General features: G+C 70.6%; 14 protein-coding genes. 6 read left to right on the forward strand and 8 right to left on the reverse strand.

Annotated elements, in window-relative coordinates; all coding sequences use genetic code 11:
• Window positions 1-40: 40 nt before the first annotated feature.
• Both LEL83_RS02955 and LEL83_RS02960 read left to right on the forward strand, forming a co-directional pair.
• Window positions 41-1,153: a fatty acid desaturase family protein gene (locus LEL83_RS02955; RefSeq protein ID WP_198658173.1), complete on the forward strand. Its 1,113-nt coding sequence runs from the start codon at window positions 41-43 to the stop codon at window positions 1,151-1,153.
• Window positions 1,154-1,160: 7 nt separating this feature from the next.
• The gene (locus LEL83_RS02960) at window positions 1,161-1,379 is read left to right on the forward strand and encodes a cold-shock protein (protein WP_308009852.1); all 219 of its coding nucleotides are present in this window, start codon (window positions 1,161-1,163) and stop codon (window positions 1,377-1,379) included.
• A gap of 163 nt (window positions 1,380-1,542) precedes the next feature.
• Here LEL83_RS02960 and LEL83_RS02965 read toward each other — a convergent pair whose 3' ends face one another.
• From LEL83_RS02965 to LEL83_RS02985, 5 genes are all read right to left on the reverse strand, one after another.
• Window positions 1,543-1,962, reverse strand: a complete 420-nt coding sequence (locus LEL83_RS02965; protein ID WP_225557696.1) for a hypothetical protein — start codon at window positions 1,960-1,962, stop codon at window positions 1,543-1,545.
• Between the two features lie 80 nt (window positions 1,963-2,042).
• Window positions 2,043-3,800, reverse strand: coding sequence for a hypothetical protein (locus LEL83_RS02970; RefSeq protein ID WP_225557697.1), 1,758 nt, complete (start codon window positions 3,798-3,800; stop codon window positions 2,043-2,045).
• On the reverse strand, window positions 3,800-4,084 hold the full coding sequence (locus tag LEL83_RS02975) for a hypothetical protein (protein WP_225557698.1): 285 nt from the start codon (window positions 4,082-4,084) through the stop codon (window positions 3,800-3,802). Before LEL83_RS02975 ends, LEL83_RS02970 begins: the two co-directional genes overlap by 1 nt.
• A gap of 123 nt (window positions 4,085-4,207) precedes the next feature.
• Complete coding sequence (locus tag LEL83_RS02980) at window positions 4,208-4,717, reverse strand: hypothetical protein (protein WP_225557699.1); 510 nt, start codon at window positions 4,715-4,717, stop codon at window positions 4,208-4,210.
• Window positions 4,718-5,207: 490 nt separating this feature from the next.
• Window positions 5,208-5,888 (reverse strand): hypothetical protein, encoded by a 681-nt coding sequence (locus LEL83_RS02985; protein ID WP_198657756.1) that lies wholly within the window; start codon window positions 5,886-5,888, stop codon window positions 5,208-5,210.
• Window positions 5,889-6,100: 212 nt separating this feature from the next.
• On the opposite strand from LEL83_RS02985, the gene LEL83_RS02990 reads away from it, so the two are divergent.
• Window positions 6,101-6,595, forward strand: a complete 495-nt coding sequence (locus LEL83_RS02990; RefSeq protein WP_263867111.1) for a GNAT family N-acetyltransferase — start codon at window positions 6,101-6,103, stop codon at window positions 6,593-6,595.
• A gap of 40 nt (window positions 6,596-6,635) precedes the next feature.
• Here LEL83_RS02990 and LEL83_RS02995 read toward each other — a convergent pair whose 3' ends face one another.
• Entirely contained in the window at window positions 6,636-7,865 is a 1,230-nt protein-coding gene (locus LEL83_RS02995; RefSeq protein WP_225557701.1) for an MFS transporter, read from the reverse strand.
• Window positions 7,862-8,395 carry an ArsR/SmtB family transcription factor gene (locus LEL83_RS03000; RefSeq protein WP_225557702.1) on the reverse strand — a complete coding sequence of 178 codons (534 nt, stop codon included), beginning with the start codon at window positions 8,393-8,395 and terminating at the stop codon, window positions 7,862-7,864. The genes LEL83_RS02995 and LEL83_RS03000 overlap by 4 nt, the downstream gene beginning before the upstream one ends.
• A 248-nt stretch (window positions 8,396-8,643) precedes the next feature.
• Here LEL83_RS03000 and LEL83_RS03005 point away from each other — a divergent pair, with 248 nt between their 5' ends.
• From LEL83_RS03005 to LEL83_RS03015, 3 genes are all read left to right on the forward strand, one after another.
• Window positions 8,644-9,564, forward strand: coding sequence for an ABC transporter ATP-binding protein (locus tag LEL83_RS03005; RefSeq protein WP_225557703.1), 921 nt, complete (start codon window positions 8,644-8,646; stop codon window positions 9,562-9,564).
• Complete coding sequence (locus LEL83_RS03010; protein WP_225557704.1) at window positions 9,561-10,424, forward strand: ABC transporter permease; 864 nt, start codon at window positions 9,561-9,563, stop codon at window positions 10,422-10,424. The genes LEL83_RS03005 and LEL83_RS03010 overlap by 4 nt, the downstream gene beginning before the upstream one ends.
• Window positions 10,425-10,517: 93 nt before the next feature.
• Window positions 10,518-10,997 (forward strand): hypothetical protein, encoded by a 480-nt coding sequence (locus LEL83_RS03015; protein WP_225557705.1) that lies wholly within the window; start codon window positions 10,518-10,520, stop codon window positions 10,995-10,997.
• Window positions 10,998-11,009: 12 nt separating this feature from the next.
• Here the strand turns inward: LEL83_RS03015 and LEL83_RS03020 are convergent, their stop codons facing one another.
• Window positions 11,010-11,615, reverse strand: a complete 606-nt coding sequence (locus LEL83_RS03020; protein ID WP_225557706.1) for a dihydrofolate reductase family protein — start codon at window positions 11,613-11,615, stop codon at window positions 11,010-11,012.
• Between the last annotated feature and the right edge of the window lie 132 nt (window positions 11,616-11,747).

Here is an 11,747-nt window from a genome sequence, read left to right on the forward strand (position 1 = left end):
AACCGGCTGAAGGGTCGGTCCGTCAAGAAGGTCGGTCCTCATGACCACCACCACTCCGCTCGCAGCGGGTTTCACCCGCACCCGCCCCGCCACGGGGCCCCGCAAGGGCACCTCGACCTACTCCGCGCTCCTGGCGCAGGTGAAGGAGAACGGCCTGCTGCGCCGTCGCACCGGGTTCTACTGGGCGCTGTTCAGCGCGCTCGTCGGCAGCCTCGCCCTCGCCTGGGTCGCGTTCGCCTTCCTGGGCGACTCGTGGTTCCAGCTCATCGTCGCCGGCGTCCTCGGCGTGCTGTTCACCCAGTTCGCGTTCCTGTCCCACGAAGCGGCACACCGCCAGGTCTTCGAGTCGCAGAAGTGGAACGACCACGCCGGGCGCTGGCTCGGCACGTTCCTCGTCGGCCTCAGCTACTCGTGGTGGATGAACAAGCACACCCGCCACCACGGCAACCCGAACACCGTCGGCAAGGACCCGGACATCTCGCCGGACGGCATCCGGTTCCTGCCGGAGGACGCCGCCGCGGTCCGTGGCCCCCTGATGCGCACGTTCATGCGGTTCCAGGGCTGGCTGTTCTTCCCGCTCCTGACCCTCGAGGGCATCAACCTGCACCGCTACGCCGTGGTCTCCGTGATCACCGGCAACGGCACCAAGGCCGACGTCAAGCACCGCTGGATCGAGGGCGGCCTGCTCGTGGCCCGCTTCGCCATCTACCTGACCGTCGTGTTCTGGTTCCTGCCCTTCGGCATGGCCTGCGCGTTCCTCGGCGTGCAGCTCGCCGTGTTCGGTGTGATGATGGGCGCCTCGTTCGCCCCGAACCACAAGGGCATGCCGACCATCGCGCACGACGCCAAGGTCGACTTCTTCTCGCGCCAGGTGCGCACCTCGCGCAACATCCGCGGTGGCTGGTGGGTCTCGTTCCTGATGGGCGGCCTGAACTACCAGGTCGAGCACCACCTGTTCCCGTCGATGCCGCGGCCGGCGCTCAAGCAGGCCCGCCTGCTCGTCCGCGACCACTGCGACACCCTCGACGTGCCCTACACCGAGACCACGCTGCTCCGTTCCTACGGCATCGTCGTCCGGTACCTCAACCGGGTGGGGCTCGCCGCCCGCGACCCGTTCGCCTGCCCGATGGTCGCGCAGCTGCGCATCCACTGACGTCGTGTTGGCGATCTTGCCCACCGGCACCGTGAAGTGGTTCGACCACGCCAAGGGCTACGGGTTCATCCACCCCGATGACGGGTCCGCGGACCTGTTCGCGCACTTCTCGAGCATCGTCGAGACGACCGACGCCCGGCCGCTCGCCCGGGACGACCACGTGCAGTACGAGGTCGGCCCCGGCAAGAAGGGGCCCCAGGCCAACACCATCTCGGTCATCCGCTGACGCGGACGACGAACGACGCCCCGACCGCATCGGTCGGGGCGTCGTTCGTCGCCGTCCGTCGCGTTCCCGGCGTCGAGACCGAAACTCGCGCCCGCGGACAGACTCCGCGCGCCTGCGGGCGAACGGTGTCCGTCGAGCCGAGACCCGGGCGCGTGGGACGGGCTCAGTCGTCGTTCAACGACCCGGGGAAGCACTGCGAGAACGACGACAACCGGATCTTCTTCGTGTCGTTGTAGATCGTGACGAGGTACTGGTCGTCGTCCACCCCGGTGACCGTCAGCCGCTTCGCGCCCTTGCGGGTCGTGTCCGTCGCCGCCGTGTACCCGTCGTCCTGGACCGCGGCCGTGATGGCCTCGTAGGTCGCATCGACGTCGATCTCACGGGCGAGCGTGATCGCGACACCGCCCGCGGCCGACACCTCGGTCTCCGAGCAGGCGAGCAACGTCCAGTCGATCGTGCGCTCGTCGGCGACCGCACCGTCGGGCAGAGCGGCGACGACGCGGTCCTGGATCTCGGTCGTGCGCTGCTCGGCAGCGACCCGGGACGCCGTCCTGGTCACGGCCGGTTCCGATGGTTCCGTCATGGATGGTCCTCCAGCGCATGCAGTGATGGACAGTGTGAGCGTCGTCACGAGGGCCGCGACGGTCCAGGTGGAGCGTGTGGTCACTCGAAGATCTCCTCGGCGAGTTGGTCGAGCACGGCACGGTTGCCCTCGATGCGTGCGACCTTGTTGTGCTGGTCCATCAGGTTCCCGAAATCGTACGGGTTCACGTCCTCGGGTGCAGGACCGTAGTACGCATCGTGCCCGAACGCCGGGTTCCATCGCGGATTGTTGCCGTCCCAGACCTGTCGGGTGCCCTGCGCGACCTGCAGGATGTCGACGTACGAGTGGTCGGTGTAGGTCGTCAGCTGGTTCGGTTGCCAGGTCGGGGGCATCCCGGCCCCGGACAACGACGTGACCTGCCCGTACTGGGTGCCGAGGGTCTCGGACGTGGTGATGTTCGCCAGACCCCAGCTGTGTCCGATGGCGGTCCGCTGGGCGTTCGCGAGGTTCGGGTCGACGTCGAGTCCCGCCGACAACTGCCGGAGTCGTTCGGCGGGCGCGAGCGCGAATTCCGGGTCGTTCGCCTCAGCGACCCCGGCCGGTCCGGGCGTCTCCTCGCCGGGGAAGACGCCGTCCTTCGCCACGAAGACGACCGTGTCGTCGGGTGACTGCTGGTGCAACCACTTGCCGACCTGTTGGACGCCGCCACTGTAGAACGAATCGAGGTTGCTGAAGGTCCCTGGCACGTACGTGATCACGTGCTTCGTGTCCGGCGAGGGAGTGCCGATCATCTCGATGATGCGGTGGTCGTCGGGGTCGTACAGGTACAGCTGGGTCTTCGGGGGATCGGCCGTGACCCGGAGCAGGTACTCCTCTTCGACGGCCAATCGGTCGATCTCGTCCTGGGTCTTCTTGTCGGTCCGGCCGGTCAGCTGTTCCGACCACGCCTGTGCGAGCCGGAGCGCCTGGAGGCGGGACTGGACGGTCGACAGGCGGTTCCCGGCCAGGTTCTTGTTGGCCGCGACGCGTGCCGCGGGCGGTAGACCGTTCAGTCCGCCGATCACAGACGGAACCGCTGCGATCAGCGCCTGCTGCTCTGGGGACAGGGTCGCGTCGTCGCCGTTCCCCACGGACTGCCACCAGGCGCGCACCGCACCCGGGTCGGCCTGCTGGATCGACTCGACGACGTCGGGATGTGCCCGCAGGAACGCCGCGGCCTCGTCGGCGCTCATACCCTGGAACAGGGCGAGCAACGTCAACGGGGTGGCGCTCGCGATGTCGGAGGCGGTGAGCTTGCGAGGGAGCCCGTTCGCCTGCCGCTCGGCGAGGGATCCGGAACACTTCCGGTCGGCCGAGCGACGCTGTTCGACCAGGGCGTCCCACTCCATGTCGAGGGACCGCGTCGTCGCGACTGCTCGAGCGAGCTGGTCACCGGCCTGGTTCGCGGAGGACTGCCGTTCAGCGCGGTCCTGCGCCGTCGCGTCCTCGTCCTGCGAGGCGGAGCGCACGTCCTCCTGGGCCGACTCGGACGCCGACTGCGCTGACGCGAGCGCCTGAGCAGCCGCGGCGCGGGCGGTCTCCAGACGCTGCTGCTCCTGCTGGACGGCTTCGAGGTCCTTGGCGTACTGCTCCAGCGCGGCCGCCTGCTCGTCGAGTGCCGTCCGGAGCATCATCGTGTCGGCGCTGAAGTCGCCGATGTTCGACATGAAGGGTTCCTTGGCGCGACCCTTCCAGTCGGCGCTCTGACCATCGCTCGCGATGCCACGCAGGGCCCGCTCGACGTCTCGCAGGTCGTCGGCCTTGGTCCGTCGTGCGGTCGCCAGGGCGGCGATCGCGGCGGTGTCGCCCGCGCCGGGGTCGGTCGTCGTCCAGGACATCAACGTCCCCCAGACCGACCCGCGAGGTCGTCCTCGACCGCGGAGATCTGCGCCGCCACCTCCGACGGGTACTGCCCGATCGCAGTGAGCGACTGGGCGAGCACCTCGGCGCGGTCTGACACGGTGGAGCCCGCCGACCCCAGTGCGGCCGCGACCTCGGCGGAGCCGAGCGCGTCCTCCCGCGGATCGCTGAAGGCTCGGTCCAGCCGGACGGCCTGCGGCACGGGCGTCAAGGCATGCGTCAGCGCATCGAGCGTGGACGTGTCGACCTGCAGATCCCCCATCGGTCACCCCCCCCGTGGCCCGCGATCAACCTAGCAGCGGTCGCGCCCACGCGGCAGGCCTGAGGAGGGATCGGTGCGGTGGTCTGGAAGCGCGATGGGGATCGGTGCCGTGCATCGGTGTGCTCAACGATCGGACAAGGAGCCCCGGTAGCAGGGCGAGAACGAGGCGATCCGGACGGTCAGCGACTCGTTGTCGACAGTGACCAGGTACCGCTCGCCGGTGCCACGGCTGAGCGCGAGCCGTTCGAGGCCCCTGCCGGTCCGGTTGGTCTCGGCAGTGAACGAGGGATCCGCCGAGAACTCGGACCGGATTCTGCCGTATGCGGGATCCACTGTTTCCGACTCCGTCAGCCGCAGGGTGATGCCGCCGGCAGACTGCACTTCTGAATCAGGACATGCGAGCAGTACCCACTTCCGATTCATCGCAGACGAGACCTTCTCGGCGTCGAACGTGTCGGCGATCGTTCGTTGCACAGCACCCGCGCGCTCCTCGGCCGCAGCGCGGGCGTCCGCTTGATCGGAACCCGATGAGGCCGTCGGTGTTGCCGTCATAGGTTGCCCTCCAGCGCACGCGGTCAGTGCGAGGGCGATGATCGCCCCGATGGCGGATGAGACGGCCGGGTGTCTGGTCACGGGAAGATCTCCTCCACGAGGTCGTCGAGGACGTCCTGGTTCTCTTCGATCCGAGCAACCTTGTCGTGCTGGTCCACGAGGTTCCCGTAGATCGTACGGGTTCACGTCCTCGGACGGTGGCCCGGAGCGCTCGCTGTGGCCGCACGCATGGTTCCGGCATGGATCGTTCCCGTCCCACATCCCGCCCGTCGCTTGCCCGACTGCCGAGGGTCTCAGAGGTCGAGGAGTTCGCCACGCCCCAGATGTGCCCGTTGGCCGTCGTCTGCGCGTCCGTCAGGGTGGTCGGGAGGCGCTGTGGTCTGGAGGTGCGGTGCGGGCTGGCGCCGTGCCTCCCGTCCGTCACGTTCCGCCGGGCGACAGTGCACGCCCGTCGGTGCCCGTGGGGTGTCGGCCACCCCCGTGTCGACGGGGCCGGCGGTGTCGGGAGCACGTGAGTCGGCCCGGGCCACGTGTTCGCGTGATCCGGGCCGACTGGGGTGGTGCGGGGGTGTTACTTGATCTGCGCGGTGATGGTGGCGGTGCCGACGAGCAGGCCGCGCTTGACGGCGTCGGTCTTGAAGGTCTGGTTCAGCAGGCCGGCGGCGTCTTCGGAGATGTGGACGGTGGTGCCGGTCAGGATGGCGTTGTCGCCCTCGAGCTGGAGGGGCTTGAGGGTGCCGCCGTGCAGCTCGAACAGGAACGCGTTCGGGGCTGCGACCTTGCCGTTGACGAGGACGTCGCCGTAGAGCTTCGAGGAGCCGGGGTTGACGACGAAGTTCTCGAGGGTGACGGTGGTGTCGCCGGCCTTGAGGGTCAGGCCGGAGTCGTCGTGGTTGAGCAGGCCCTGCACGTAGGGGCGGTAGTCGCCGTCCGGGGACCAGTAGGTGACCGAGCCGGAGGTGATCGGGAATGACACGGAGCCGTCCTCGAGGGTCGCGTCTCCCGAGACGCCCGGGGTGAGCTTGAGGGCGGTGAGGGCGTCGGTGAAGCCGGAGTCGAGCTTGACGGCGGTGGAGCCGCCGAGGACCTCGGGGACGGAGGCGACGGGGGCGGGGATCTTCGACTCGGACGAGGACACCGTCTGCACGTTCGGGGTCGAGGCCTGGGCGGAGGAGATCCCGAACGCGGCGCCGCCGAGGACGAGGGCGCCGGTGGTGGCGAGGGTGATGGAGGTCTTGAGGCTCTTACGCATCGTGATCAGTCCTTTACGGTTGTCGCGCTCGGCGCGGCTGCTGGGTGCGCGCCGAACACACCCTGGTGCAGGGTGGAGAACCAGCGATGTGCGGCTGGTGAGCGCTCCGGGTGTTTCCCGGTCGTTGCAGGTGATTCGGCACCCTCCGCCAGATGGATTGGAACGGATCGCGAGAAGTTCTGACGCCCTAGGCTCGGACGATGCGGGGACTGATGATCCGACCGACCACGGCAGACGACTGGGAAGCGGTGCGGGCGCTCCGGCTCGAGATGCTCCGGGACACACCGATCGCCTACGCCGAGCACCTCGCCGACGCCGAGACCCTCGACGAGCACGAGTGGCGGGCGCGGGGCCGACGCGGCCAGGGCACCGCGGGCACGTCGCTCGCAGCGGTCGACGCCGACGGTCGGTGGGTCGCCACGATGGGTGCCTACGTGCCGGATGCCCGCACCGGACCGGTCCTCGTCGGGGTGTACGTCGCCCCGTCGCACCGCGGTCGGGCGGCCGGTGTCGCGGATTCCCTGCTCGACGCGGTCGAGGCGTGGGCGGCGGAGCGGGCCTCGTCGCTGCGGTTGCACGTGCACGAGGACAACCAGCGCGCGCGGGCCTTCTACGCCCGCCGTGGCTACGAGCCGACGGGGACGACCGAGCCGTACGTGCTCGACCCTGCGCAGCGCGAGATCGAGATGATCCGGCAGCTCAGCTGAACGGCGACGGCCGGAGCGGCGGCGACCGCAGAGCGATCGCTCAGCCCCGCACCGGTGCGTCCGTCGTGACCCGTCGGACGCTCCGCGTGCACGCCGCGGCCGCCGTCGCGACCACGATCACGACGGCGCAGCCGACCAGTGTCGTCGGGGTCCCGACCGCGTGGGACACCGGCCCGACCACGGCCTCGCCGAGGGGGACCGCGACGAAGGACCCCACCATGTCGTACGAGTAGACCCGCGACAGCACCGATCGGGGCACGTTCGACTGCAGGGCGTGGTCCCACGCCACGGCGAAGAGCTCGATCGCGACCCCGCCGAGCGCGAACGCCACCAGGAGCGTCGGCAGTGCCGGTGCGATCCCGAGCGCGAGGACGGGGAGCGCCGCGACCGCCATCCCGGCGACGCCGATCCCGAGCGCGTGCCGGGGCCGCCACCGCAGCGCGACCAGGGCACCGAGGGCGAGGCCGACCGTCTGCGCGGCGACGACCAGCCCCCAGGCCGCCCGCCCGAACGAGTCGTCGGCCACGACCGGACCCAGCACCGTCGTCGCGCCGACGAAGGCGGCGTTGAGCACCGCGAACTGGGCGACCACCGTCCACACCCAGCGGCGTCCCGAGAACTCGACCCATCCCTCCCGGATGTCCGCGACCACCGACGGACGGGTGCCGCCGGGGGCCGCGGGTCGGCGCGGCAGCCGGATCCCGGCGTAGAGGGCGGCGGCGACGGCGAAGCCGAGCGCGTCGACGGCCAGCCCCCAGCCCGCCCCGACGACCGCGACCAGGCCGGCACCGGCGGACGCGCCGACGATCGTGCCGCCGTTGACGCCCAGCCGGATGACGGCGTTGGCTGGTCGGAGCAGGCTGTCGGGCACGGTCTCGGGCACCATGGCCGCCGTGGTCGGCAGGCTGACCGCGGCGACCGCACCGTTCAGCACGCTCAGGACGACGAGCAACGGGATCGTGGCGGTGCCGGTCAACACGAGGGCTGCGACGGCGGCCTGCGTCAGCGCGGCGCCGATCGACGTCGCGACGAGCACCACGTCGCGGGGGAGACGGTCGGCGATCACCCCGCCGAACAGCAGGACGGCGACGTTCGCGACCGACCGTGCCGCGACGACGAGTCCGAGGTCGACGGGGGAGCCGGTCAGGTCGAGTATGGCGAACGCCAGGGCGATGGGCGCGACGGCGTTGCCGACGATGCTCACCGTGCGGGCCGCGAGCAGCCAGCGGAACGGCGCGTGGCGGAGCACGCTGCGGGTCGACGTGCTCATGGTCGCCGCATCGGGAACATCGAGACCGTCATCGACACCGGTCCGGTGCCCGGAGTGCGGGGGCGCTGCGCGGCTGCGTGGAGCAGGGCGGAGGCCTGGCCGACGTGGTGCACCACGCGGCGCCACGTCTCGGGGTGCACCCACAGCTCGGCGTCCGTCGAGACGCCGGGGCCGGTCGTCCGCTGCTCCGATCGGCGTCGGAGTTCCTCGGCCAGGGCCTCGACGTACACGAGCTGGTCCTCGACGGAGACGTCGCCGGTGTCGGCCGCCGTCTGTGCTCCGACGTCGAACCGCAGCGCCGACGACTCGTGCCGGTACCGCTTCGCCTCGCCGCCACGGAGCCGGACGACCTCGACCACGGCGACCAACCCGGCCCGTTCGAGCACGCGCAGGTGGTAGCTCGCGGTGGCCTGCGATAGACCGAGCTCCCGTGCGGCCTCGGCGGCGCTCATCGCGGTGCTCGTCACCAGCGACAGCAGGCGGAGCCGGATCGGGTGGGCGGTGGCCCGGAGGGTCTGGAGGCTCGACATGCGCCCATGCTCGTGCGCCACGGCCTGCACCGTCAAACGGCCCTTTGGGGGTCGGCCGGGCTCGAGCTGATCGACGGCCTTTCGCGCCCAGCGACACCTCACGGGCCGCGGCGCGCGTGAACTGTCGCCCAGCGCGAAACCCCGCGTGAGCGGCGACGCGCAGCGCCCCGCCCTCCACCCGGAGACGACCGACATCTCCGCCCAGCGGCGGACGCGCCCGCCGCCGGCCCGCCGGTAGCGTCGATGCCGTGATCGAAGTCGACCATCTCACCAAACAGTACGGTCCCAAGACCGCCGTGGACGACGTCTCCTTCGTCGTGCACCCCGGCAGTGTGACCGGCTTCCTCGGCCCCAACGGTGCCGGGAAGTCCACCACGATGCGCATGATCATGGGGCTCGACCGACCCACCTCGGGCACGGCCACCGTGAACGGGCGGCCCTACACGACCTTCCGCGACCCGCTCCGTCAGGTCGGCGCCCTGCTCGAGGCGAAGGCGGTGCACTCAGGTCGCAGCGCCTACAACCACCTGCTGTCGCTCGCCGCGACGCACGGCATCCCGAAGTCCCGGGTGCACGAGGTCATCGACATGACCGGCCTGGAGTCCGTCGCGAAGAAGCGCGTCGGCGGGTTCTCGCTCGGCATGGGGCAGCGCCTGGGAATCGCTGCCGCACTGCTCGGCGACCCGAAGACCCTGATCCTCGACGAGCCCGTGAACGGCCTCGACCCCGACGGGGTGATCTGGGTCCGACAGCTCGCCCGTCGCATGGCCGCCGACGGTCGCACGGTGTTCCTCTCCAGCCACCTCATGAGCGAGATGGCACAGACCGCCGACCGCGTGGTCGTGCTCGGACGGGGCAAGGTCCTCGCCGACGCCCCGATCGCCGAGTTCGTCGCGGGCGGGGGAGCGAACGGCGGCGGCAGTCGTGTCGTCGTCCGCACCCCGGACCCGCAGCGTCTGTTCAAGGCCATCGGTCCGAACGCCTCGGTGTCGCAGCGCGAGGACGGTTCCTTCCTGGTGGTCGGTCCCGACGCACCGACGGTCGGGAACATCGCCGCACAGGCCGGCGTCCCCCTGCACGAACTCACCCCGACCGGCGCGAGCCTGGAGGAGGCCTACATGGCCCTCACCCGCGACGACGTCGAGTACCGATCGGAGGGCGACCGATGAGCGCCACCACCTCGCCGACCACGCCGTCGACCCGGATGCACGGCTCGACCCACCTGTCGTTCCCGCACCTGGTGCGGAGCGAGTGGATCAAGCTGCGGAGCATCCGCTCCACGTTCTGGTGCTACGCGATCCTCGTGGTCGTGACCATCGGCATGGCCGCGCTGGTCGGTGCGAACACGAACACCGGCGGACAGGACATGCCGACGGACCTCGCCAACGGCACGTTCGTGAACGCGAACACCGTCGGCGTCCTGCTGTCCTCGCTCGTCGTCGGCGTGCTCGGCGTCCTCATCATCACGGGTGAGTACGGCACGGGACAGGTCCGTTCGACGTTCACCGCCGACCCCCGTCGCACCGGCGTGATCCTGGCGAAGGCGACCGTCCTGGCCGTCACGACCTTCGTGGTCAGCGCCGTCGCCACCTGGATCGGCGTCCTCGTCTCGCTGCCGCTGCTCGGGGGCAACGGTGTCGACCCGGAGATCGGTGACCCCTCGGTCTTCATGCCGATCCTCGGCTCGTCGGTGTTCCTGACCCTGCTGGCGCTGCTCGCCTACGGCATCGGGCTGCTCGTCCGCTCGAGCGCCGGTGGCATCGCGATCACGCTCGGCCTCCTGCTGGTCGTGCCGACGGTGCTCGCGCTGATGAGCGGGCTCATGAACGTCGACTGGCCGATGGACGTCGCGACGTTCCTGCCGGACTCGGCCGGTGCCCAGCTCTACGCGTACTCGTACTCCGGCGCCAGCGATGCCGACACCGGCGGCGTCGAGCTGAACGGCTGGGGCGGCTTCGGAGTCCTCGCGGCCGAGGTGCTCGTCATCGGTGGCCTCGCCCTGACGGTCGCGCGCAGCCGCGACGTCTGATGCGACCACCCACGGCCGGGAGGCGCGGTGCCAGCCGGCACCGCGCCTCCCGTCGTCCGCGGCGCGGGTCCACCGCGTCACTAGGCTCAGCGCGTGCGTTCCGTCCCCGCCCTGCTCCTGCCCGCGATCGCGGGTGTGCTCCTGCTGGCCGGCTGCGCCGGCCCGCCGCCCGTCGACGAGGCCGCGCTGCACGCATGGGAGAAGCGGCAGCGAGCGGTCGAGTCGAACGCCGAGCTCGGCGTCCTGTTCGCCGCGGTGTCACCCGGGGACGACGACAGCGACGACCCGGGCACGGGCGTCACCATCACGTTCCCGCACCCGGAGCCGGTCGACCACCTCGAGTTCTCGTGCTTCGGAGACGGGCACATGAGTGGTTCCTTCACCATCGGGTCGGCGGGCGCCTCACAGACCCGACCGACAGAGCCGATGTCCTGCCGGGACGGTTCACAGCGGATCGACCTTCCACCGGAGCTGCGGCGCCGAGCGGACAGCGTTTCCTTCAACGGGATCGACAGTGACCGGGACAGCGCGTGGTACGTCCGGATCATCGCCGCCGAGCCCGTCCAGGACTGACGCCCCGAGGGCTCAGGTCCACCGGACGTCGTACCGGTGCAGCGTGACGCCGTTGTCGTAGCGCTGCTGCTCGATCAGGTCCAGCTGCACGAGCCGCCGGAGGCCCGACACCGGCGGGTCGAACAGCGGCCGCCCGGCGCCGAGCACCGACGGGTGCGTGAAGAGCATCACCTCGTCGAGCAGTCCCGCGTCGAGCAGTTGACTCGCGATGCTCGGACCGGCCACGCCGACGTCGCCGTGTCCCGTCGCACGGATCGCGGCGAGCTCGGCCATGGCGTCACCGTCGCCGCCGATCACACGGGTGTCGTGATCGGCGGTCGTCCGGGTGCGGGAGACCAGGACCTTCGGCTGGTCGGTCCAGATCGCGCCGTACTCGCGCAGGTACGCCGGCATCGACTCGTCGTCGCGGGCGTCCGGCCAGAACGGGTCCATCAGGTCACGGACCACCCGACCCTCGACCGACAGGGTCATGGCGGCGGCCCGGCGGTTGAACTCCCGGTGCAGCGGTTCGTCGATCCGGATCCAGTCGGGGCCGTCCGTGCCGTCGTGCTCGCCGGGGGCCCGTTCGACGAACCCGTCGACGGAGACGTTGATCCAGTACACGAACCTCGCGGGCATGGCGGGACTCCTTCGTCGCACCGACCGGACGGAACCGGGCCGGACCGTGGCGGTCCGGTGCGGCCGAGCGTACGCTCGCGGACGTCGCCCGTCGACACCCGCAGTCCCTCCAGAGCACCTCCCTCAACGACG

The sequence above is a fragment of the Curtobacterium oceanosedimentum genome (assembly GCF_020297365.1).
Classification (GTDB): Bacteria; Actinomycetota; Actinomycetes; order Actinomycetales; family Microbacteriaceae; genus Curtobacterium.

Bases quoted from the DNA above. Each gene is read 5' to 3' on its own strand.
- LEL83_RS03000 (WP_225557702.1), bottom strand. From the start codon at position 8,395: ATGTCGAGCCTCCAGACCCTCCGGGCCACCGCCCACCCGATCCGGCTC.
- LEL83_RS03020 (WP_225557706.1), bottom strand. From the start codon at position 11,615: ATGCCCGCGAGGTTCGTGTACTGGATCAACGTCTCCGTCGACGGGTTC.
- LEL83_RS02955 (WP_198658173.1), top strand. From the start codon at position 41: ATGACCACCACCACTCCGCTCGCAGCGGGTTTCACCCGCACCCGCCCC.
- LEL83_RS02975 (WP_225557698.1), bottom strand. From the start codon at position 4,084: ATGGGGGATCTGCAGGTCGACACGTCCACGCTCGATGCGCTGACGCAT.
- LEL83_RS02970 (WP_225557697.1), bottom strand. From the start codon at position 3,800: ATGTCCTGGACGACGACCGACCCCGGCGCGGGCGACACCGCCGCGATC.
- LEL83_RS02990 (WP_263867111.1), top strand. From the start codon at position 6,101: ATGATCCGACCGACCACGGCAGACGACTGGGAAGCGGTGCGGGCGCTC.
- LEL83_RS02985 (WP_198657756.1), bottom strand. From the start codon at position 5,888: ATGCGTAAGAGCCTCAAGACCTCCATCACCCTCGCCACCACCGGCGCC.
- LEL83_RS02995 (WP_225557701.1), bottom strand. From the start codon at position 7,865: ATGAGCACGTCGACCCGCAGCGTGCTCCGCCACGCGCCGTTCCGCTGG.
- LEL83_RS02965 (WP_225557696.1), bottom strand. From the start codon at position 1,962: ATGACGGAACCATCGGAACCGGCCGTGACCAGGACGGCGTCCCGGGTC.
- LEL83_RS03010 (WP_225557704.1), top strand. From the start codon at position 9,561: ATGAGCGCCACCACCTCGCCGACCACGCCGTCGACCCGGATGCACGGC.